Consider the following 21,025-nt stretch of genomic DNA (forward strand, 5'->3'; position numbering starts at 1 on the left):
CGTCACACCGACAGCTCGCGGATCGTCAACCCGCGGAACGTCGCGCGGCCGTCGTTCGCGTAGAGCCTGATGGCGCTATCGCCCTCGAGCGGGAACACCCGGTGCGAGTGCACGACCGTCCCGTCGCCGAAGAAGCACTCGACGCTCGTGCGGTCGGCGAGGATCCGGATCTCCAATCGCCCCGCCTCGGGGTCGATCGGGGTCTGGGACTCGCCGCCCGTCGGGTTGATCGTCGGGCGCCGGTTCACGTACGCGAACGGCCCGTCGAGGAAGGCGCCCACGGCGACGTGGCGACCGCCGCCCGGGGCGCGGAGCACCTCGAAGCCGACGTTGCCGGGCCGGTCCGCCGGATCCCAGACGATTTCGCAGCGCAGCTCGAAGGATCCGGAGCGCACGTCGAGGTCGTGCGTGCCCGCGACCGCGACGTCGCCGATCTCGTGCGTCGCGGTCGCGTAGCCCTCGAGCGCGGCGGGCGGCGTCGAGGCGAGCGCGTAGCCGCCGCCCGCCGCGACGAGCCGCAGCTCGCGCACGATCATGTCGTCGCCGTTGTACCCGTCGGTCGCGAGCGTCGGGGTGTTGTGCGGGTAGTCCCAGAAGTTCGCCCAGCCGATGGCGCGGCGAAGGCGCGGGTTCTCGCTGCCATCGGCGAGGTGATCCGGGTAGGTCACCGCGCCGTAGAAGTCGAAGCCCCAGTCGAGCCAGAGCGGCTCGTCGTGCGCGGGCACGAACGAGAATCCGTCGAACGCACCCGTCCAGTAGGCGTAGGTCGCGGGGAGCCCGCGGCCCTTGCCGTTGGCGCTCGTGCCGAGGATCCACTGCAGCGTGCCATCGTCGGCCTGCATCTGGAAGAGGTCGGGGCACTCGAGCAGGCCGAGGTCGTCGCGCACGAACTCGCCCACGCGCTCCCACGACCGCAGGTTCGCGGAGGCGTAGAAGCCGAGGCGGTCGCCCTCCGCGTTGAGCAGCAGCCAGCGGCCGCGATCAGCGTCCCACACGACCTTCGGATCCCGGAAGTCGGCCTGCCCGGGGTTCGCCAGCACGGGCGCGTCCTGCGCCGGAGCGAACGAGCGCCCGCCGTCGGTCGAGTACCAGAGGTACTGCGCCTGCACGCCGCCCGGCGCCTGCGTCACGATCGCCACGACCGCTCCCGCGCCGAAGCCCGCCGTGTCGTCGGTATCGACGACGGCGCTGCCCGACCAGCAGTCGCCGTTGTCGTTCGTGAACTTCGGGATTGCGACACCGCGGTCGGTGAAGGCCACGTGGTCGCGCGTCGTCGCGAGGCGCCACGACGTGCCACCGCCGCCCGCGAGGTAGTCCTCGTTATAGAGGTAGTAGTACAGGTACTCGCCGTCGACGTAGACCGGCCGCTGCGGATCGTTCTTCCAATTGTCGGGAACGCTGAAGTGGAAGCCCGGCCGCTGGCGCTGGCGGCCGCGAGACTTGGCACCGGCCGCCGCCTGCGCGGCGTCGGGTGCGGAGCCCATCACGACCGCCCCGAGGGCCGCGGCCCCGGCGCCGGCGAAGAGTGTGCGGCGCGACATGCCCTCACCGCTCATGACCGTCACCCTCGCTCGCGCCCGGCAGCATCTGCCGCACGGGCTGCTCCTGATCGAGCATCTCCCAGCCCTCGAGGTTCGCGACGGCGGCGCCGCCCCGAGCCCCGACGCGGATCCCGTCCGCGTCGTCGCGGGTCGGGTACACGCGCGTCGTCGTCGCGATGCCGTCGACGAACACCTCGAGCGAGGATCCGTCGAGGAACGCGCGCACCGCCACCGTCTCCCCCGCGCCCGGCACGACGCCGGTATGGGCCCTGGTGTCGAGGCCCTCGCCGAGCGACGACGCCGAACGGTCGAGCTCGATCGTGACGTCGCCCGCCGCGTCGCGGCCGAGGCGCAGGGTCGTGCGCTCGGATCCGTCGTCGCTCGCGAAGAGGTCGACGCCGACGCCGGATCCCTCCGGGATCCGCGCCTCGAACGCGAGCTCCGCTCGCGTCCCCCGCGAGATCGCACTCTTTTCACCGCCGGACCACGCGAGCCGCGCGCCGCGCGCGCCCTCGAGCTCGGCCACCGGACTCTGCCGGATCGTGCCCGACTCGTCGAGCGCGAGCGTGCGCGGGAGCGCCATCGCGCCGGACCAGCCGGCCTCAACCATCGCGGCATCGCTGCGCGCCTCCTGCATCCAGCTCCACAGGATCCGCCGGCCTGCCTCGTCGACGAAGGTCTGCGGCGCGTACGCGTGCCGGCCGCCGAGGTCGAGGCGCTGGGTGCGCTCGATCGACAAGGCGCGGCCGTCGTAGGATCCCGTCGCCGCGAGCGGGTGCATCGTGCGGCCGTCGTCCCACGCCGAGTAGATCAGCACGTGGGTTTCGCCGCTCTCGCCGTCGGGCGCGGCGGTGGATCCGTCGGGGCGCAGGCGGAAGAAGTCGATGCACTCCCACATCGTGCCCGTCCACAGCGGGTCGTCGTCCGGAAGCGCGTCGGCGTCGCCAACCGCGAGCGGGCCGATGAGGCTCCACTCCTTCAGGTCGTCGGAGGAGTAGAGGAAGGCGGTGCCGCCCTCGCCGCGGATGCCGCTGCCGATGATCTGGCGCCAGGATCCGCCCTCGCGCCACACGGCGTGGTCGCGGAACTCGGTGACGTCGACGCCCTCGGGCCGCTCGAGCACGGGGTTGCCCGGCTCCTTCGTCCAGCTCGTGAGGCTCTCGTCGCCGTACGCGAGGCACGCCGTCTGGCGGCCCTCGGCGTGGCCCGAGTAGACGATAACGGGGCGCCCGCCGTCGTCGACGAGCACGCCCGACCAACAGCCCTCGGCGTCGGGGCCCTCCGACGGCGCGAGCGCGATCGGCAGGTCCCTCCAGCTCACGAGGTCTGTGCTCGTCGCGTGGCCCCACTGGATCGAGCGGTGCTGCGGCGACTCGGGGTTGTACTGGTAGAAGAGGTGGAAGACGCCGTCACGCTGGCACGTTCCGTTGGGGTCGTTCAGCCAGCCGGCGGGCGACGTGAAGTGGTATCCGGGGCGCAGCGGATCCGCGACCGCGAGCTCTCGCAGGGTGTCATGCATGTCGGGCTGCCTCCTTGGGCATCCAGGCCCAGTGGCCGGAATCTTCGTTGATGACCACGCGCTCGGACGGGGACGCGGCCCAGTCGGCGATCTGCACGCGGTAGTTTTCGCGTTCGACGGGGTCGAACGGCGCGGTGCGCTCGGGATCCGGCACCGCGCCGACGAGCATCCGCGTGTAGGGGTGGCGCGGCGCGTCGAGGAGCGCGAGCGACTCGCCGCCCTCGACGAGCGTGCCGCGGTGCATCACGATGATGCGGTCGGCGAGATAGCGCGCCGACGCGAGGTCGTGGGTGACGTACAGGATCGCGATGCCGTGCTCGTCGCGCAGCTTCGCGAGCAGGTTCAGCACGCCGATGCGCACCGAGACGTCGAGCATCGACGTGGGCTCGTCGGCGAGGATCACCTTCGGCTCGACCGCCAGCACGCGCGCGATCGCGATGCGCTGGCGCTGGCCGCCCGACATCTCGTGCGGGAACGAGCTCAGCACGTCGGCGGGGAGCCCCACCGACTCGACGAGCTCGACGAGCTGCGCCCGGAGGTCGGGCCTCGCCTTGCCGTGCAGCCGCAGCGAGCGCGCGAGCACGTGCTCGATGCGCTGGGTCGGGTTGAGCGACCCGAACGGATCCTGGAACACCATCTGCACATCGCTGCGGTACGCCTTCGACGCGCGCCGGCGCTGGGTGCGCAGCACGTCCTCGCCGAAGACCTCCATGACGCCGCGATCGGGCGACTCGAGGCGCGCAATGCAGCGCGCGAGCGTCGATTTTCCGGATCCGGATTCGCCCACGAGGGCGACGATCTCGCCGCGGCCGATCTCGAGGTCGATGCCGTTCAGCGCCTTGACCTCGCGCCGCGAGCGGAACCCGCCCTGGATGAAGGTCTTGTCGAGCCCCGCGATGCGGATCGCCGGGGCGTCAGCCTGTGCGTTCATCACAGCTCCTCGGTTTTCAGGGTGGCGTCGCCCGGCGCGACGAAGTGGCCGGGCGCGACCTCGACGAGGTCGCCGATGTCGGTGAAGCGGGTGCCCTCGGCGAGGCCCGTGAGGCGGCGGCGCGGGCCGGTGATCGAGGGGAACGCCCCGAGGAGCGCCTGCGTGTAGGCGTGGCGGGCGCCGTTTTTCAGCACGCTCGCGGGCGCGAGCTCGACGATGCGGCCGGCGTACATGACGCCGATGCGGTCGGAGAGCTCGAGCATGAGCGACATGTCGTGCGTGATGAACAGCACCGAGAAGCCGAACTCCTTCTGCAGATCCTTGATCTGGGCGAGGATCTCCTGCTGCACGACAACGTCGAGCGCCGTCGTGGGCTCGTCGAGGATCAGCAGGCGCGGCCGCAGGGCACACGCCATCGCGATGACGACGCGCTGGCGCTGGCCGCCCGAGAGCTGGTGCGGATACGCCTTCAGCCGGTCGGGGTCGATGCGAACGAGCTCCATGAGCCGCACGGCCTCGGCGCGGGCCGCGGCGCGAGACATGGAGTTGTGGGTGCGGAGCACGTCGATGATCTGATCGGCGATGCGCATGACCGGGTTGAGCGAGTTCATGGCCGATTGGAACACCATGGCCGTCTCGCGCCAGCGCCACGAGCGCAGCTCGTCAGCGCTCATCTGCAGCACGTCGCTACCGTCGAAACGGATCGATCCGCCGCTGATGCGGGCGGGATCCTTCAGCAGCCGCATGATCGCGTTCGCGACCGTCGACTTGCCGCAGCCGGACTCGCCCGCGAGGCCGAGGATCTCGCCCGGCGTGATCGAGAAGCTCACCCGATCGGCGCCGCGCACCGACCGCTCGTCGCTCACGTATTCGACGACGAGGTCTTCGATGTCGAGAAGTGCGCTCATGAGCGCGCCCCCTTTCCGTCGTCGGCGCCGACCGTCACGAGGGTCGGCGCGTTCGCGCTCGCGGCCCTGCGCGGCTTGCGGAGCCGGGGGTTCGTGATCTCGTCGACCGCGTAGTTGCACAGGGCCAGGGCGAAGGCCACGAGGGCGATCGCGAGACCCGACGGCACGAAGATCCACCACTGGCCGAGCATGAGCGAACCGTCGCTCGTCGCCCAGAAGAGGTTCGTGCCCCACGAGATCGTGTTGGAGTCGCCGAGGCCGAGGAACTCGAGGCCCGCCTGCGCGCCGATGGATCCGATGATGCAGCCGAGCAGCGTCGACATGACGATCGAGGCCATGTTCGGCAGGATATCGCGCAGCATGATGCGCAGCGGGCTCTCGCCCGCCACGATCGACGCCGCCACGTAGTCCTTGCCGCGGATCGACAGGCCCTGCGAGCGCAGGATGCGGGCACCGCCCGCCCAGCCCGTGATAACGAGCACGATCACGACCGTGCCGAGCCCCGGCGGCATGAAGGCCGCGAGGATCACGAGCAGCGGCAGGCCGGGGATGAGAAGGAACACGTTGGTCGCGAGGCTCAGGATGTCGTCGAGCACGCCACCGAAGTAGGCGCCCGCGAGCCCGACGAGGATCGCGACGATGGTCGCGAGGATCCCCGCCGCGAAGCCCACGAGGAGCGAGGAACGCGCGCCCCACAGGGTCAGCGCGAGCACGTCCTGCCCCTTGGCGGTCGTGCCGAGCAGGTGTTCGAGGCTCGGCGGGGTCGCTCCCCCGCTCAGGATCCGCGACGGATCCTCGGGGAAAAACACCGGCGCGAGGAGCGCGGCGGCGATAAACACGACGAGGATCGCGATGCCGGCGATGGCCTTGCCATTGCGGCCGAGGTTGCGGAACAACCGCGCGCCGCCGCGCGAGCCGCGCTTCGGCGTCATCGCGAGCGCTTCGGTCTTCGTTGAAGCCATGATGGATCCCCTCTCAGGACACCCGCACGCGCGGGTCGAGGCGGACGTAGATGATGTCGATCAGGAAGTTCGCGAGCAGAACCGCGCCCGTGATCGTCAGGAACATGCCCTGCATGAGCGGGTAGTCGAGGCCCTGCACCGCGGCCATCAGCTGGTAGCCGACGCCGGGGTAGGCGAACACGACCTCGGTCAGCAGCGCGCCGCCGACGATGAAGCCGATGCTCATGCCGATGTTCGTCACCGCCGGGAGCATCGCGTTGCGCGAGGCGTAGGCGAACATGATGCGCGACGGGCGCAGGCCCTTCGCCTCGGCCATGAGGATGTAGTCCTCGCTGTTCGTGCCGATCATGGTATTGCGCATCGCGAGCATCCAGCCGCCGATCGAGACGAACACGATCGAGAGCGCCGGCATGATGAGGTGCGCCGCGACGTCGCTGATGAAGACCCAGCTGAACGAAGGCTGCAGCCCCACCGAGAACGCGTGGCTGAGCGGCGCCCAGCCGAGCCCGATGCCGAAGACGTAGAGCAGGCCCATCGCGAGCCAGAAGTAGGGGAACGAGCCGAGGAAGATCAGGAAGGGCGGCACGAACGAGTCGAGCACGCTCCCGCGCCGCCAGGCGGCGAGGATCCCGAGCAGGTTGCCGATGATCACGGCGATAACGAGCGACGTGAATCCGAGCAGCAGGGTCCACGGGAGCTGACTGCCGATGACCTCGGTGACGGGAGTCGGGAAGCGCGAGATCGAGATACCGAGGTCGCCCGTGATCACGCGCCACAGGTACTCGGGGTACTGCTCCCACCAGGGGCGGTCGTCGACGCCGAGGAGGCGGCGGAGCGAGTCGATCTGCGACGGATCCAGCTGGCCCTGCGAGCGGGACAGCATGCGCGAGACCGGGTCGCCCGGCATGAGCCGCGGCAGGAGGAAGTTGAGGGTGATGGAGAGCCAGAACGCCACGAGGTAGAACCCCAGACGACGCAGGATGAATCTCATGACGGTCCTTTCACGTCAGGAGAGCGCGACCCGCAGGGGCCGGGCCCGGTGGCCCGGCCCCGCGGAGTGCGCGATCGCCGTGGGAGCGGTCAGGCGGCGGGCTGAAGCGAGGTCAGCACCAGCACGGTCGTGGGGGAACGCGTCGACAGCGTCGCGTAGGGGTTGTCCTCGGTGGGCCAGCCCGTGAAGCGCGCGTCGGTGTAGGCGCCCCACTCGGGGCCGGGGAAGAGCGGCACGACGGGGGCGTCGTCGACGTAGAGCTGCTGCAGCTGGTTCACGATGTCGTGCTGCTCGGCCTCGTCGGACGTCGCCGCGAAGGCGTCGATCAGCTCGTCGGCCTTGGGGTCGCTGAAGCGGTGGTAGTTCGAGAACGTCTGCTCGCCGACCGGCTTCAGCGTCTCGCTCGACATGAGCGAGCGGTAGTACTGGTACGGCGTGGGCGCGTTGTCGCTCCACACGATGCCCGAGTCGAAGTCGCCCTGCTCGTAGCCCGCCGTGACGGCGGCCCAGTCGGGGGCGTTGACCGTCGCGGTCACCCCGATATCCGTGAGGTTCTGCGAGATGATGTTCGCGACCGACAGCCAGTCGGTCGAGGTCGAGCCGACCGAGATGTCGAACGCGAACGGCTCGCCGTCCGGCGTCGTGCGGGTGCCGTCGGATCCGAGCTCGTATCCGGCCTCGTCGAGCATCTTGCCCGCCTCCTCCGGGTCGAAGGCGATCCAGCCGCACTCGCCGTCGAGCGAGGCGTCCTTCCACGTCTCGTACGAGCCCGACAGGCCCGAGCAATCGGCGGGGATCGTGTAGCCGGCCATGCCGACGTCGACGATCTGCTCGCGGTCGATCGCGAGGCTCAGCGCCTTGCGCACCTCCGGATCCGAGAACATCTCCTCGGTCGTGTTGAGCTGCCAGTTGACCATCGAGCCGGTGGGCGGGAACCAGTAGTGGCGGTGCTCCGGATCGCGGTCGACGTAGGTCGTCTGGATGTCGGGCATGAACTGCGGCGCCCAGTCGACATCGCCGTTGATGGCGGCGAGGTTCGCGCCGTCGTTGCCCGCGAAGGCGAGCATGCGCACGCCCGCGATCTGCTGCTTGTCGGGCTGCCAGTAGTTCGGGTTCGGCAGCAGGTCGAACGACTGCGTCTGGAAGTTCGACACCTCGGTGTAGGGGCCCGTGCCGACCGGCTCGGGGTTCTCGAAGCGGTCGGGATCCGCCTGATCTGCCCACACGTGATCCGGCACGATGATCTGCTGGCCGACCTCGAAGAGGCCGGGCGAGAACGGCTCCGACAGCGTGAAGACCGCGGTCGCGTCGTCGGCCGCTTCGACGCCCTCGACGTAGGGGAAGCTGCCCTCGACGATCTGCTGCTGCAGCGCGAAGGTCGTGGCGACGTCGGTCGCCGTGAACGGCTCGCCGTCGGACCACTTCACGCCGTCGCGCAGGTGGAACGTGAGCGTCAGGCCGTCGCCGGATGCCTCCCACGACTCGGCCAGCCACGGCACAGTGCTGCCGTCGGCGGGGTTGTAGATGAGCAGCGACTCGTAGATCGCCTGCTGCGTCATCGGTGCCGCGTTGGGCGAGAACGGGTTGAAGTTGCGGCTGAACGTGCCCATGTCTTCGCGCGGAATGGTGAGCATCGTGCCGGATCCGTCACCGCCCTGCGAGGAGGAGGTGTCGGCGGTGCAGCCAGCGAGCAGCAGCGTCGTCGCCGCCGCGGTGGCCACGAGGGCGCCAGCAAAGCGCCGCCCGCGAGTGCGTGCAGATATCATCGAAGTTATCCTTCCGAGTACTTCATCGATGCGGAGGGGATGCTCGTCACGGGGTTACCGGCCCAACGGACGAGCGAATTCGCAGTGGGCAGTCGATCACGACGTGCGTGTCGTCGATCGTGCTGCCCGCTGTCATTGCGGTGAGCATGCTCACCCCCACCGCGCCCATTTCCGCGAACGGAAGAGCGACGGTGGTGAGCCCGGGCCGCAGGTATGCGGCAAGGATCTCCTGATCGTCGAAGCCGACGACGGAGAGGTCTTCGGGGATCGAGAGCCCCAGTTCTTTCGCGGCGTCGTAGAGACCCATCGCGATGCGGTCGTTGCCGCAGAAAATTGCCGTCGGCCGGTCGGGCCGGTCGAGGAGGGCGCGTCCCTCGGTGTAGCCACTCTCGGCCGTTGCGTCGCCCGCGCGGACGAGGTCGTCGTCGAGGACGATGCCCGCCTCGGCGAGCTCGGTGCGGAAGCCCGCGAGCCGGCCGACCTGCGCGGGGATCCCCTCGGCGAGGGTGATGTGTCCGATGCGGGTGTGCCCCGCCTCGATGAAGGCGCGCGCGGCGCGGCGGCCGCCCGCGACCTCGTCGGGCACGACGGAGGGCAGCACGCCCTCCTCGTCGTAGCAGTTGACGAGCACGCAGGGCACGTCCTTCACGATCTCGGGAACCCGGATCGCGCGGTGCCACGTCGCGGCGAGGATCAGGCCGTCGACTCGCTGCTCAAGCAGCTTCTCGATCGCGGCGGGCTCGAGCGCCTGCTCGTCTTCGCTCGGGGCGATGAGGAGGAAGCGGTCCTGTTCCCAGGCGTGCTGCTGCGCGCCGCGGATGATGTCGACCGCGAAGGGCGAGGTGACGATCTCGGTGACGAGGCCGAAGAGGCCGCTGCTCTGCTTCGCGAGCGCCTGCGCGGCGGCGTTTCGGCGGTAGCCGAGGTCGGCGGCGGCGCGGTGAACGCGGTCGCGCGTGGCCTCGGGGATCATGACGTCGGTGCGGTCGTTGAGCACGAACGACACCGTGGTGCGGCTCACGCCAGCGGCGTGCGCGATGTCCGCCATCGTGGCGGGGCGCTTACGTGCCATGTCGACTCCGGTGTCAGTGAGATTGCGGGTGTGAAAAATCAACTTACCCGCTTTACTAACCCGCGTCAACGGGTAAAGTTGGGTGTGTTCAGCCCGCGGGTCCGTCCGCGCACTCAGAGAAGAGGCACCCATGACAACGCTCGTAATCGGAGAGGCGCTCGTCGATGTCGTGCGCGAGAACGGCCGCACGAACTCGGTCCCCGGCGGATCCCCCGCGAACGTCGCGCTCGGGCTCGCCCGCCTCGGGCGCGAGGTCACGCTGCACACGACGCTCGGCGACGACGAGGCCGGTCGCGCCGTGCGCGCGCACCTCGAGGAGTCGGGCGTGGCCCTCACCCCCGAGAGCGCGACGGCCGCGCCGACGACGATCGCGACCGCCGATATCGATGAGAACGGCGATGCGAGCTACTCGTTCGCGCTCGAATGGGATCCGGCCGCGATCGACCCCCGCGGCGCGGGCGTCGTGCACACCGGATCCCTCGGCGCGTGGCTACCCTCGGGCGCCGCGGCCGTCGACGGCATGCTCGCCGCGGCCCGCGCGGCGGGGGCGCTCGTGACCTTCGACCCCAACATCCGCTCGTCGCTCATCGCCGATGCCGACGCCGTGCGCGCCCTCATCGGCGAGCGCACGGCCGCGTCGGACATCGTGAAGATGAGCGACGAGGACGCCGCGTGGCTCTACCCCGGCGCGAGCGAGGACGAGGTGCTCGACACCGTGCTCGCAGCCGGCCCCCGCATCGCGGCCCTGACCCGGGGCGGCGACGGCGCCGTCATCGCGACGCGCGGGCACCGGATCTCGCGCCCGTCGGCGCCCGTGACGGTCGCCGACACGATCGGGGCGGGCGACACGTTCATGACGATCCTGGTCGACGAGGCGCCCGCGCTCGTCGCGGATCTGTCGGAGGCGATCCTCGGGCGCGTCCTCGATCGCGCCCTGCGCGCGGCGGCCATCACAGTCTCGCGCCCCGGCCCCGACCTGCCGTGGGCCCGCGACATGGAGTAGGGAATTATCGACGCTCGGGGGCGTTGCACAGAAGCGATGAGTATCGCACTTTCCGTTCTGGACCTCGTCCCCGTGCGCACGGGGCAAACCTCCGCCGAGGCACTGACCTCGTCGATGGATCTCGTCGCGGCCGCCGACAAGCTCGGCTACCGCCGTTACTGGTTCGCCGAGCACCACAACATGCCCGCCGTCGCCTCGACCTCGCCGCCCGTGCTCATCGCGGCCGCCGCGGCGCGCACCGAGCGGATCCGCCTGGGATCCGGCGGCGTCATGTTGCCGAACCACGCCCCTCTCATCGTCGGCGAGCAGTTCGCGGCGCTCGAGGCGCTCGCGCCCGGCCGCATCGACCTGGGCCTCGGCCGCGCGCCCGGAAGCGACCCCGTCATCACGCAGCTGCTGCGCCGCACGGGGACGACGAGCGAGGCCGATCAGTTCCCGCAGCACGTGCAGGACGTGCTGCAGCTCATGAGCCCCGAGGGCGCGACCGTGCGCTTCACCTCGGGCGGCACCTACGACGTGCACGCGACGCCCGACGCCGCGGCGGCGCCGACGGTGTGGCTGCTCGGATCCAGCGATTTCTCGGCGCAGCTCGCCGCGCAGCTCGGCCTGCCCTACGTGTTCGCGAACCACTTCGCGGGCGACGGCATCGAGCGCGCGATGAGCCTCTACCGCCAGGGCTTCGTGCCGTCGGAGCACCACGACAAGCCGCTCTCGTTCATCACCGCCAACGTGATCGTCGCCCCGACGGCCGCCGAGGCCGAGGAGCGCGCCCTGCCGCAGCTGCGCCAGTTCGCGCGCCTGCGCTCGAACAAGCCCCTGCAGAAGATCGAGACGATCGACGAGGTGCTCGCGAACCCGTCGGACGCGCTCGAGGATTCGCTTATGCAGCAGAACCGCCAGCGCTGGTTCATCGGCGAGCCCGCGAAGGTCGCCGACGAGCTGTCGGCCTTCGCCGAGCGGATCGGCGTCGACGAGGTCATGATCTCGGCGAGCGCCGGCGCCTACGACCGCGAGCCCAAGGCGGAGACCCCCGGCCGCCTCCAGACGCTCGAGCTGCTCGCGGGCGCGCTGCTCTAGCAAGTCATCAATTCTCCGCGCGGTCATCTGCGATTCGCAGATGACCGCGCGGAGAATTGCAGAATTAGGCCTGGGCCGTCGTGAGCGCGCCCCACGTCAGGGGCGAGTAGGCCGGGTCGCCCGAGTGCTCCCACGCGTCGGCGCGCGAGCGCTGCCACTCGTTCAGTGCGGCGACCGGATCCGCCGACGCGTGCGCCTCGTCGACCGCGACGATCATCTCGGCGAAGGCCGAGAACGGCGCCGACGAGCGCGTCGCGGAGCCCGAGAGCCCCTGCGCCTGCAGCCACTCGAGCCCGACGTCGGTCGGAAGGGTCCACCGCGCGCTCGTCACGAGCTCCGCGCCCCGCAGTGTGAGGGCGGCGACGAGACCCACCGGATCCGCGAACCCCGTCTCGCCGCCCGAGGCGCACGCGAGCAGGGCGACGCGCTCGGGGATCCCCCACCCGCCGTCTATGAGGTCGGCGGCGGTGAGCGGCTTGTGGAGCCCCGCAATGACCTCGGCGGCGCCCCGGGCCTCCGGCCCGTCGGTCAGGTGCAGCCGGGTGTCCAGCCCGTAGGCACCCGTCGTGACGTGGCCGACGTAGAACAGCCGCGCGGCGTCGGCGAGGTCGGCGCGCAGCTTCTCGCGTGAGACGTGCGGGCGCTCGGAGTAGCCGAGGGCCTCCTCGAGCAGCGGCTCGCCCTCGCGCAACACGGATCCGAGGTTCGGCACGCGCCCCGGAATCACGGGGTTCACGACGCGCACGGTGCGGGATCCGCTCGTCGCCGCCGCGCGGTGCGGCGCGTTCCGGAGGCTCGCCGGCAGCAGGATCGATACGTCGCTGCAGTGCACCATGCGCTCTCCCTCGTCGACGCGCAGCGCCTCCCAGGGGACGGATCCGAGCGCGGGCGACGGCTGGATCCGGACGTGCGGGCGCTGCCCGCGCAGCAGGAAGTGATTGAGCTCGTTGCCGAGCCCGCCGGGAAGGAGGCTCGACGCGAGCGCCGTCGAGAGCCGCTTCTCCTGCTTCAGGTCGCCCCACACGCCCCACGCGCGCCGCAGCGCGGCGTCGACGGTCTCGCCGCCCCGCGGGTTCGGCGACGCCTGCTCGAACGCGGCGAGCGCGCCCGCGATGAGCTGCGGCTGGATGCCCCAGACGCGCGGCTTGTCGAGCGCGTGCTCCCAGCGCCACGTCACCCACAGCCCGCCGCCGTTCGTGTCGACGTACTTCAGCTGCACGACGGGGGTCTCGCCGTCGAAGTCCGCGATCTCCGACAGCTGCGGCATCATCATGTTCACCATGCGGTGACCGTCTCCTCGCCTCGCGGCCTCAGGCCGTAGCGTTCCTCGGCGGCGTCGATCGCCCACCAGATGGGGCCGTCCTTATCGGGGAAGGAGCGGATCCGCGGCGGCGGGCCGCCCGCGTTCGCGCGCTCGAACGCGTCGTCGGGTGCGCCGCCGACGCCCGCCGAGGCGCTCGCGGCGACGTGCTCGAGCAGGTCGACGATCTCGTCGGCGCGGCCGAGCGCCGTGAGCGCCTGGAGCGCCTGGTCGGCGAGCCGCATCGACACCTCGCGGGTCCAGCGCTCGCGGATCTCGCCCGGCGGCAGCTCGTGCCGCACGGCGTCGGAGGCGAAGGCCGCGGGCACCGCGATCGACGCGGCGAGGGCGAAGGCTTCGTCGCGGGTGCGGGGCAGGGATCCGCCGTCCCCGGAGGCCGCCCCCGCGGCGGAGCCGAAGGAGGATCCGGCTGCCGCGGCGCCGAACGCGGATCCGGCATTATTCAGCTGCACGCCGACGTTGTAGGCGAGGACTGCGCGGTTCACGTCGATGCGCACGCGCTCCATGCGGCTGTTGCCCGCGGTCTCGAGGGCCTCGTCGAGCGTCTCGAGCGCCTCGGCGATGCGCCCGGCGTCTTGTAGCGCGAGGGCGAGAACGATGTAGGCCTCGGCCGAGGTTCCGGGGTCGCCCACCTCCGCCGAGCGCGCGATCGCACGGCGCGCGGCGGCGATGGCGTCGCTCGTCTGGCGGCGCTGGCGGGCGATCTCGGCGTATCCGGTGAGCGCGCTCACGGCCGATCTGACGTCGCCGAGCCCGAGGAAGGCCTGCTCGGACTCGGACAGGTATCGCTCGGCGGCGTCGAGGTCGCCCCGCTGCAGCGCGACGGAGGCCTGGTTGAAGGCGAGCGCGGCGCGGTCCGCGGGCCGCGCGTCCTGCGCCGTGAGGATCGCCTCGGCGGCAGCGAGGTGTTCGTCGCCGGATCCGCCCGTGAGGCGCCGGAGCATCGAGATCCGCTCGAGCGCCGTCGGCACGAGCCGCGGCTCGTGCTGCGACGCGAGGGCGAGCGCCTCGTTCGCGGCCTGCTCCGACTCGGAGTAGCGGCCGAGCCCCTGCAGCGCCCACTGCTTCGCCAGTAGGAGGTTCGTCTGCGCCTCGAACCACAGCGGGTGATCCGACTCGTTCTCGAGCTGCGCGGCGACGAAGAACGTTCCGAGCGCGTCGTCGTGGCGCGACTGCGCCGCCTCGAGCTCGCCACGCGTCATCAGCAGCATGAGCCCCTCGAACGCGTAACGCGGATCCTTAACCGTGCGGGCCCGCGCGACCGCCTCGAGCCCGCGGGCAATCTCCTCCGACGCGGCGTCGAACTCGCCGCGGTCGAACGAGGCGCGCGCGATCGTGTACCGCATCTGCGCCGACAGCACCTGCGACGTGCCGTCGCCGCGGCGCCACCACTTGTTCGTCTGCGTGAGGATCTGCCGCGCGAAGGGCTCGGCGGCCGCGTAGCCGCCCGCCTCGTAGGCCTCCGAGTACTGCTCGTATACGGCCTGGAGGTCCATCAGCTCTCCCCCGCGATGCGTGCCAGCGTCTCGGCGTCGACGCCGGGAATCGGCTCGAAGCCCGGCACCGAAAGGTGCGCGCGGCGCTCGTCGGGCCCGAGCGCGAGGAGCACCGCCGCCCTGCCCGCGCGCCCCGACCACACGCCGTCGGCGCGGAAGAGCGGCACCTCGAGGGGGCCGACCTGCGCGAGAAGCTCGACCGTCGGCGCGGGCCCCGCGACGGGCGCCGCCGCGACCGTCACCTCCAGCGCCATGCTGGCGGTCACGCGCCACTCGACCCGCGCGAACGGGTCGACGACGCCTTGCGGGACGGATCCGGGATCCAACGGATCCGAGCCCGCCGCGAGCGCCGCCGCCGGCGCGTTGCCCGCGGCCGCGAGCGCGAAATCGGCCTGCGCGGCGGGCGCCGGCGCGAGCGCCGCCCCGTAATCGTCGGCGAACGCCGCGAGCGCCTCGGTCGTGGCCGCCTCGAGAACACCCGCCGCGACCGCCGCGCGGACCGTCTCGGACGCCTCGAGGGCGTCGCCCGCGGGCTCCGCCAGCCCCGCGATCGCGCGCGAGACGGCGTCGTCATCGTCCGAGACGCCGTCGAGCGCCGCGAGGGCGACCGCGCGCTCGGCCGCGAGGATCCGCGGGTCGAGCGGCGCGATGCCCCGCACGTAGGACGCGGGCCACCAGGCCTCGCGCCACGACGCGAGGGCCGCCGCGCGCGCGAAGACCTGCGCGCCGTCGGACCGGAGGCGCGGATCCGGCAGCGCAAGCCAGGCGCCGGCGCGAGCCTCGTCCCAGACCTCGCCGCCCGCCTCGCCCGTCGCGACGTTCCACCAGAGGGTCGCCCCCGCGCCCTCGAAGACGGCCGCGAGCCAGGGCTCGGGGCGCGGTGTTCCGATGTTCATGCCCGTCCCATCTGTGACTTCGCGGCGTCGCGGCGGTCGAGAATGACCGACCGCGTCGCCCCATCGATCAGGTCCCACGCGTCTGTCGCGTCGGCCGGTGTGCGGCGCAGCTCCCTGCCCTGCAGCCTCGCCCAGAGGCGGCGCATGACCGCCTCCCGCGCGCCCTCGCGGGCGTCGATCCCCATTCGGTGCGCGCGCCGCACGAACGCCTCGCGTTGCCAGCGGGTGTCGAGGATCCGGCCCGCCGATCCGGCGCCGTCGAGGGCGGTGCGGCCCGCCGACATCACGAGCCTGCTCTCCTCCGCGGCGAGCTGCCACGGATCCGCGGTGCGGCGCGCCTCGTCGTCGACGAGCGCCGAGAGCGCCTGCGTGCCCGCGATGCCGAGCGACGACACCTGCTGGAACAGACGCTCGAGGATCGAGCGGTCGAACGGGTCCGGCAGGTGCGCCTTCGATGCCTGCTCGCCCACGGCGGGCGGCTCGGGCACCTCGCGCGCCGTCATCCCCGCGGCCCGCGCGGCCCCGGGCGCCGCGAGCGCGCGGCCGGCGGCGGATCCGTCGCCCCGCTCGGTCGCCGCGTCGAAGGCGTCGAAGCCGCCGTCGGCGAGGTCGTCGGCGAGCGCCGCGAGATCCGGATCCGCCCCCGCGGGCGCCGCGACCTCCCACGCCTCGTCGATGACGCTGCGCACGCGATCGGCGGTCGCGGCGAGGAACTCGCGCAGGTCGGCTGCCGAGATGCGGCCCGGGTCGTGCACCTCGTCGAGCGCCGCGTCGGCGGCCGCCTCGGACGGATCGCCCGCCGTCTTGGCGAGCTCGTAAGCCTTCTGGAAGTAGAGGTCCTGCGGGGATCCGCTCGTGATCTTCCGCGCGCGGCGACGGGTCTTCATCATGGTGAACCACGCGGCTGTCGACGCGAGATCGCCGCCCGCCTCCCGGATCCGCTCGCGCAGCTCCCCCGCCGCGTCCTCGTCCAGGAGGGCGTGCCCGAGGTGCGGGCGCTGCGCCGGCCGGATGACCAGCGGATCGAGCACCAGCTTGACCGTGCGCGCCAGCGGCAGCCCGGCCGCGTTGCTCAGCGGCGCGACGCCGCTCCCCAGCTCGAGCCAGGTGTCGGCGATGACGGTCATTCTCGGCGTTTGCGTCACGCCGACAGCCTATTGCGTGTCCTCCCCTCGTTGGAGAAGAGGCTACGCGCGGGGGGCGGGTGCTCCCGATCACGGGTTGCCCAACTCTGCAATTCTCCGCGCAGTCATCTGCGAATCGCAGCGGATTTGGCGGAGAAATGCAGAGTTAGGGGCTGCGGAGGTCGCGCAGCCACTCACGGGCCGCGGCGAACGACGCGTCGCTATAGCGGGGCTCGGCGTGCACGCGCTCGCGGTCGGCGCGCGGGTACGAGCCGAGGAACTGCACGTTCGGGCTGAATCGTTTGAGGCCCATGAGCGCGTCGGCCATGCGCTCGTCGTCGATGTGGCCGTCGGCGTCGATCACGAAACGGTAGCGTCCGAGGCGGTCGCCGATGGGGCGCGACTGGATGAGGCTCAGGTTGATGCCGCGCGTCGCGAACTGCTCGAGCATCTCGAGCAGCGCGCCGGGCACCTCGCGGGGCAGCTCGACGATGAGCGATGTCTTATCGGATCCGGTGGGGGCCGGCGGCGCGACCGCGCGCGTCACGAAGATGAAGCGCGTGACGGCGTTGGCGTTATCGCCGATTCCCTCGGCGAGCACGTCGACGTCGTAGTGCTTCGGCACGCCGGGGGCGGCGATCGCCGCCTGCGCGGGCAGGGATCCGTCGAGCACGCCGATCGCGCTCGCGACGTTGCTGCCGGCGACGACGTGCGAATGACCGGGAATGTTCTCGCCGAGCCACGCGAGGCACTGCGCGTAGGCGACGGGGTGCGCGGCGATGTCGACGACCTGCTCGAGCGTCGTGCCGCGCGGGGCCACGAGCACGAAGCTCACGGGAACGAGGTATTCGCCGACGATGCGAACGCCGTGCGTCTTGGCGAGCGCGTCCTGCACGCTCGACACGCCGCCGTCGACCGTGTTCTCGATGGCGAGGATCGCGCCGTCGCTCGTGCCATCCGTGACATCGGCGAGGGCCTGGGCGACGTTGGCGACGGGCTTCCATCGCTGCCCCTGCGCCTCGGGAACCTGCGCGAGAGCCGCCTCGGTGAAGGTGCCGGCCGGGCCGAGGTAGCTATACGTGCGCTCGTTCGTCATCTCTTCACTCTATTGCCCAGCTACCGGGCCCCGCGCCTGGCAGAATTGGACGCATGACAAGCCGAGCAGGACTTCCCGCCGAGCCGCAGGACCTCGTCGACATCGACGCCCTCATCGCGGCCTACTACGACCGCCGACCGGATCCGTCGGTTGCCGCTGAGCGCGTCGCCTTCGGCACGAGCGGTCACCGCGGTTCGAGCCTTTCCACGAGCTTCAACGAGGATCACATCCTCGCGACGACGCAGGCGATCGTCGAGTACCGCGCGCAGCAGGGCATCACCGGCCCGCTGTTCCTGGGCCGCGACACGCACGCGCTCTCGCTTCCCGCCGAGCACACCGCCATCGAGGTGCTCGTCGCGAACGGCGTCGACGTGCGCATCGACGCGCGCGACGCGTGGGTGCCGACGCCGGCGCTCAGCCACGCGATCCTCACCCACAACGCCGGCAAGGCGGCCGACGACCCGACGCGCGCCGACGGCATCGTCGCGACCCCGAGCCACAACCCGCCGCGCGACGGCGGCTTCAAGTACAACCCGCCGCACGGCGGCCCCGCCGACACCGACGCGACGAGCTGGATCGCCGACCGCGCGAACGAGCTCATCGCCGCCGGCCTCGAGGGCGTCAAGCGCGTGCGCCACGCCGATGTCGACCAGAACGCCATCGGCGAGCACGACTTCCGCGCGGCCTACGTCGCCGATCTCGGCAATGTCATCGACATGGACGCGATCCGCGAGAAGGGCGTGCGCATCGGCGCCGACCCGCTCGGCGGCGCCTCGGTCGAGTACTGGCAGCTGATCGCCGAGACCTACGGCCTCGACCTCACGGTCGTGAACCCCGACGTCGACCCGACGTGGAAGTTCATGACGCTCGACTGGGACGAGAAGATCCGCATGGATCCGTCGTCGCCGTCGGCGATGGCGTCGCTCGTCGCGAAGCGCGACGAGTACGACGTGCTCACCGGTAACGACGCCGACGCCGACCGCCACGGCATCGTCACGCCCGACGCCGGCCTCATGAACCCCAACCACTTCCTGGCCGTCGCGATCGACTACCTGTTCTCGCACCGCCCGGGCTGGGGCGAGGGCGCCGCCGTCGGCAAGACCCTCGTGTCGTCGATGATGATCGACCGCGTCGTGTCGACGCTCGGCCGCACGCTCGTCGAGGTGCCCGTCGGGTTCAAGTGGTTCGTTCCGGGCCTGATCGACGGATCCGTCGCCTTCGGCGGCGAGGAGTCGGCCGGTGCCTCGTTCCTGCGTCGCGACGGCGGCGTGTGGACGACCGACAAGGACGGCATCATCCTCTGCCTGCTCGCGGCCGAGATCATCGCGGTGACGGGCAAGACCCCGTCGCAGCGCTACGCCGAGCTCGAGGCCGAGTTCGGCGCGAGCAGCTACAAGCGCGTCGACGCCCCGGCAACGCCCGAACAGAAGAAGGCGCTCGGCTCGCTGTCGCCGGACGACGTGACGGCCGATACCCTCGCGGGCGACCCGATCACGGCGAAGCTCTCGCACGCCCCGGGCAACGGCGCGGCGATCGGCGGCCTCAAGGTGCAGACCGAGTTTGCCTGGTTCGCGGCCCGCCCGAGCGGCACCGAGGACGTCTACAAGCTCTACGCTGAGAGCCTGAAGGGCGAGGAACACCTCGCCCAGGTGCAGGAAGAGGCCCGAGCCATCGTGGCGGCGGTGCTGGGGTCGTAACCCCTCCCCCTCCTCGCGAACGAACAAGGTTTACGCGAACGGATACGTTATTTCGTAGTCGTTCGCGTAAACCTTGTTCTTTGGGCAGGAGGGGTTACTTCTTGCGCGCCCACCGGGCCGGGAGGTTCGGGCCGTCCCACACCTGGATGATGCCCCACACCACTGCCGTGAACGGCACCGCGAGGATGGCGCCGAGGATGCTCGCGAGCACCGTGCCGACGGTCAGGGCAACCAGGATGACGAGGCTGTGCAGCTTCAGCGCGCGGCCCATGAGCACCGGCTGCAGGAAGTTGCCCTCGAGCTGGTTGACGGCCACGACGATCGCGACGACGATGACCGCGGCGATGAGCCCGTTGTCCATGCGCCCGCCATCGACGAGCGCGAGGAGCGCGGCGAGAACGCCAGCGAGCGTCGCACCGACGATCGGGATGAACGCGAGCAGGAACACCAGCAGCGTCAGCGGGAACGCGAGCGGGATGCCGAGGATGAACAGGCCGATACCGATGCCGACGGCGTCGACGGCCGCGACCGCCGCCGTGCCGCGCACGTACGCGCCGATGGTGTCGACGCTCTTCGTGCCGATGCGGTCCATGCGCTCCCGCCACTCGCCCTGGAAGGGGCGCTTCAGGAACGACCAGATGATCGGTCCGTCCTTGAGGAAGAAGAACAGCACGACAACCATGAGCACGAGGCCCGTCACGAAGTTGGCAACAGCGCCGACGCCGGCGACGGCGCCGGATCCGACCGCGGATCCGAAGTTCGAGCTCGTAATGAAGGTCTGCGCCTGCGCGAGCCACTCGTTGAGCTGGTTATCGTCGATGTCCCACGGCAGCGAGTTGACCCAGATCGGCACCTGCTCGATGATCTGGTTCACGCCCTGCACGGCGCTGGCGTAGAGGTCGTCCCACTGCGCCACGACCGCCTGCACCATGCCGTAGCCTACGCCGCCGATGACGACGACGATGCCGAGCAGCACGATCACGGTCGCGAGCACCGACGGCATCCGCGCGCGCAACCACTTCATGACCGGCTCGAACGCCGACGCGAAGACGATCGCGAGCATGACGGGGATCACGACGAGCGTCAGCTGCCGCAGCCCCCAGACCGCGCCGACCGCGAGCAGCACGACGGCGATGATCTGAACCGAGCGGATCGCGAGCAGCCCGAGACCGTCGCGCCAGGGTCCCGGATCCGCCGGGGCGGCCTTCGCCTTCGCGCGGGCGGCCGGCTGCGGAGCAGCGGCCGGGGCGGCGGCCGGCGCGGTCTTTCGACGTCCGAACATGGATCCCCCAATGTAGAGAAGAAGTGCTCCCTATCCTGCCGGATGCCGCGGACGACCGGGGGGATTTCGTGGCGCCCGGTCAGTGTGTTCGGCCGCTCGCCTTCCTGGCGTCAACTCCGCACCGTGCGCACACGGTCCTCGACTGCATCGTTCCGACGATACGCGGTTGGCGCGTCACATCGGGGGCGTACGAATTCGTTATCCACTGGTGCCCGTTCGCGATGCAATCGGGATTCTCGAACTTTTGGCGCCGCAACCGTTTCACGAAAGATCGCACGTTTCGCATGTCCTCACCTTCGTCGTTCCTGCGACGCTACTGACGACCGAACAGCGCCGGAAGAGG

Annotated in this window: 17 protein-coding genes; 3 read left to right on the plus strand and 14 right to left on the minus strand. The window is 71.0% G+C overall.

The genetic code is table 11. The features are described 5' to 3' along the window. Positions 1-2: 2 nt before the first annotated feature. The 8 genes from DTO57_RS10875 to DTO57_RS10910 form a co-directional block, all read right to left on the minus strand. Positions 3-1,556: a glycoside hydrolase family 32 protein gene (locus tag DTO57_RS10875; protein WP_114118372.1), complete on the minus strand. Its 1,554-nt coding sequence runs from the start codon at positions 1,554-1,556 to the stop codon at positions 3-5. Then, on the minus strand, positions 1,546-3,060 hold the full coding sequence (locus DTO57_RS10880; protein ID WP_114118252.1) for a glycoside hydrolase family 32 protein: 1,515 nt from the start codon (positions 3,058-3,060) through the stop codon (positions 1,546-1,548). The genes DTO57_RS10875 and DTO57_RS10880 overlap by 11 nt, the downstream gene beginning before the upstream one ends. Next, positions 3,053-3,991: an ABC transporter ATP-binding protein gene (locus DTO57_RS10885; protein WP_114118253.1), complete on the minus strand. Its 939-nt coding sequence runs from the start codon at positions 3,989-3,991 to the stop codon at positions 3,053-3,055. Before DTO57_RS10885 ends, DTO57_RS10880 begins: the two co-directional genes overlap by 8 nt. Next, positions 3,991-4,899: an ABC transporter ATP-binding protein gene (locus DTO57_RS10890; RefSeq protein ID WP_114118254.1), complete on the minus strand. Its 909-nt coding sequence runs from the start codon at positions 4,897-4,899 to the stop codon at positions 3,991-3,993. Before DTO57_RS10890 ends, DTO57_RS10885 begins: the two co-directional genes overlap by 1 nt. Continuing rightward, a complete protein-coding gene (locus DTO57_RS10895) occupies positions 4,896-5,861 on the minus strand; it encodes an ABC transporter permease (RefSeq protein WP_114118255.1) in 966 nt (321 codons plus the stop codon). Before DTO57_RS10895 ends, DTO57_RS10890 begins: the two co-directional genes overlap by 4 nt. A 13-nt stretch (positions 5,862-5,874) precedes the next feature. Then, entirely contained in the window at positions 5,875-6,852 is a 978-nt protein-coding gene (locus DTO57_RS10900) for an ABC transporter permease (protein ID WP_114118256.1), read from the minus strand. 89 nt (positions 6,853-6,941) lie between these two features. Continuing rightward, complete coding sequence (locus DTO57_RS10905) at positions 6,942-8,618, minus strand: ABC transporter substrate-binding protein (protein WP_114118257.1); 1,677 nt, start codon at positions 8,616-8,618, stop codon at positions 6,942-6,944. Between the two features lie 46 nt (positions 8,619-8,664). Beyond that, positions 8,665-9,690, minus strand: a complete 1,026-nt coding sequence (locus tag DTO57_RS10910) for a LacI family DNA-binding transcriptional regulator (RefSeq protein WP_114118258.1) — start codon at positions 9,688-9,690, stop codon at positions 8,665-8,667. A gap of 130 nt (positions 9,691-9,820) precedes the next feature. On the opposite strand from DTO57_RS10910, the gene DTO57_RS10915 reads away from it, so the two are divergent. Together DTO57_RS10915 and DTO57_RS10920 are read left to right on the plus strand one after the other, a co-directional pair. Then, complete coding sequence (locus DTO57_RS10915) at positions 9,821-10,693, plus strand: PfkB family carbohydrate kinase (RefSeq protein WP_114118259.1); 873 nt, start codon at positions 9,821-9,823, stop codon at positions 10,691-10,693. A gap of 36 nt (positions 10,694-10,729) precedes the next feature. Continuing rightward, a complete protein-coding gene (locus DTO57_RS10920; protein ID WP_114118260.1) occupies positions 10,730-11,770 on the plus strand; it encodes an LLM class flavin-dependent oxidoreductase in 1,041 nt (346 codons plus the stop codon). A 64-nt stretch (positions 11,771-11,834) separates the two neighbouring features. Here DTO57_RS10920 and DTO57_RS10925 read toward each other — a convergent pair whose 3' ends face one another. The 5 genes from DTO57_RS10925 to pheA all read right to left on the minus strand — a co-directional run bounded on the left by DTO57_RS10925 (position 11,835) and on the right by pheA (position 17,703). Beyond that, positions 11,835-13,052 carry a CHAT domain-containing protein gene (locus DTO57_RS10925; RefSeq protein WP_114118261.1) on the minus strand — a complete coding sequence of 406 codons (1,218 nt, stop codon included), beginning with the start codon at positions 13,050-13,052 and terminating at the stop codon, positions 11,835-11,837. Further along, entirely contained in the window at positions 13,046-14,587 is a 1,542-nt protein-coding gene (locus tag DTO57_RS10930; protein ID WP_114118262.1) for a hypothetical protein, read from the minus strand. The genes DTO57_RS10925 and DTO57_RS10930 overlap by 7 nt, the downstream gene beginning before the upstream one ends. Beyond that, positions 14,587-15,483, minus strand: coding sequence for a hypothetical protein (locus DTO57_RS10935; protein ID WP_114118263.1), 897 nt, complete (start codon positions 15,481-15,483; stop codon positions 14,587-14,589). The genes DTO57_RS10930 and DTO57_RS10935 overlap by 1 nt, the downstream gene beginning before the upstream one ends. Continuing rightward, positions 15,480-16,628, minus strand: coding sequence for a hypothetical protein (locus tag DTO57_RS10940; protein ID WP_162785751.1), 1,149 nt, complete (start codon positions 16,626-16,628; stop codon positions 15,480-15,482). The genes DTO57_RS10935 and DTO57_RS10940 overlap by 4 nt, the downstream gene beginning before the upstream one ends. A 145-nt stretch (positions 16,629-16,773) precedes the next feature. Further along, positions 16,774-17,703 (minus strand): prephenate dehydratase, encoded by a 930-nt coding sequence (gene pheA / locus DTO57_RS10945; RefSeq protein WP_114118265.1) that lies wholly within the window; start codon positions 17,701-17,703, stop codon positions 16,774-16,776. Positions 17,704-17,756: 53 nt separating this feature from the next. Between pheA and pgm the strand changes: the two genes are divergently transcribed. Continuing rightward, the gene (gene pgm, locus DTO57_RS10950; protein WP_114118266.1) at positions 17,757-19,400 is read left to right on the plus strand and encodes a phosphoglucomutase (alpha-D-glucose-1,6-bisphosphate-dependent); all 1,644 of its coding nucleotides are present in this window, start codon (positions 17,757-17,759) and stop codon (positions 19,398-19,400) included. A gap of 94 nt (positions 19,401-19,494) precedes the next feature. On the opposite strand, the gene DTO57_RS10955 is transcribed toward pgm, so the two are convergent. Next, positions 19,495-20,682 carry an AI-2E family transporter gene (locus DTO57_RS10955; protein WP_114118267.1) on the minus strand — a complete coding sequence of 396 codons (1,188 nt, stop codon included), beginning with the start codon at positions 20,680-20,682 and terminating at the stop codon, positions 19,495-19,497. Positions 20,683-21,025 lie beyond the last annotated feature (343 nt).

Source organism: Microbacterium sorbitolivorans (assembly GCF_003327285.1).
GTDB classification, from domain to species: domain Bacteria; phylum Actinomycetota; class Actinomycetes; order Actinomycetales; family Microbacteriaceae; genus Microbacterium; species Microbacterium sorbitolivorans.

What these genes read in the sequence shown, in the direction of transcription:
- DTO57_RS10895 (WP_114118255.1), bottom strand. Translation starts at nt 5,861, where the DNA reads ATGGCTTCAACGAAGACCGAAGCGCTCGCGATGACGCCGAAGCGCGGC.
- DTO57_RS10955 (WP_114118267.1), bottom strand. Translation starts at nt 20,682, where the DNA reads ATGTTCGGACGTCGAAAGACCGCGCCGGCCGCCGCCCCGGCCGCTGCT.
- DTO57_RS10930 (WP_114118262.1), bottom strand. Translation starts at nt 14,587, where the DNA reads ATGGACCTCCAGGCCGTATACGAGCAGTACTCGGAGGCCTACGAGGCG.
- DTO57_RS10905 (WP_114118257.1), bottom strand. Translation starts at nt 8,618, where the DNA reads ATGATATCTGCACGCACTCGCGGGCGGCGCTTTGCTGGCGCCCTCGTG.
- pheA (WP_114118265.1), bottom strand. Translation starts at nt 17,703, where the DNA reads ATGACGAACGAGCGCACGTATAGCTACCTCGGCCCGGCCGGCACCTTC.
- DTO57_RS10915 (WP_114118259.1), top strand. Translation starts at nt 9,821, where the DNA reads ATGACAACGCTCGTAATCGGAGAGGCGCTCGTCGATGTCGTGCGCGAG.
- DTO57_RS10875 (WP_114118372.1), bottom strand. Translation starts at nt 1,556, where the DNA reads ATGAGCGGTGAGGGCATGTCGCGCCGCACACTCTTCGCCGGCGCCGGG.
- DTO57_RS10880 (WP_114118252.1), bottom strand. Translation starts at nt 3,060, where the DNA reads ATGCATGACACCCTGCGAGAGCTCGCGGTCGCGGATCCGCTGCGCCCC.
- DTO57_RS10935 (WP_114118263.1), bottom strand. Translation starts at nt 15,483, where the DNA reads ATGAACATCGGAACACCGCGCCCCGAGCCCTGGCTCGCGGCCGTCTTC.
- DTO57_RS10900 (WP_114118256.1), bottom strand. Translation starts at nt 6,852, where the DNA reads ATGAGATTCATCCTGCGTCGTCTGGGGTTCTACCTCGTGGCGTTCTGG.
- DTO57_RS10920 (WP_114118260.1), top strand. Translation starts at nt 10,730, where the DNA reads ATGAGTATCGCACTTTCCGTTCTGGACCTCGTCCCCGTGCGCACGGGG.
- DTO57_RS10890 (WP_114118254.1), bottom strand. Translation starts at nt 4,899, where the DNA reads ATGAGCGCACTTCTCGACATCGAAGACCTCGTCGTCGAATACGTGAGC.
- pgm (WP_114118266.1), top strand. Translation starts at nt 17,757, where the DNA reads ATGACAAGCCGAGCAGGACTTCCCGCCGAGCCGCAGGACCTCGTCGAC.
- DTO57_RS10910 (WP_114118258.1), bottom strand. Translation starts at nt 9,690, where the DNA reads ATGGCACGTAAGCGCCCCGCCACGATGGCGGACATCGCGCACGCCGCT.
- DTO57_RS10885 (WP_114118253.1), bottom strand. Translation starts at nt 3,991, where the DNA reads ATGAACGCACAGGCTGACGCCCCGGCGATCCGCATCGCGGGGCTCGAC.
- DTO57_RS10925 (WP_114118261.1), bottom strand. Translation starts at nt 13,052, where the DNA reads ATGGTGAACATGATGATGCCGCAGCTGTCGGAGATCGCGGACTTCGAC.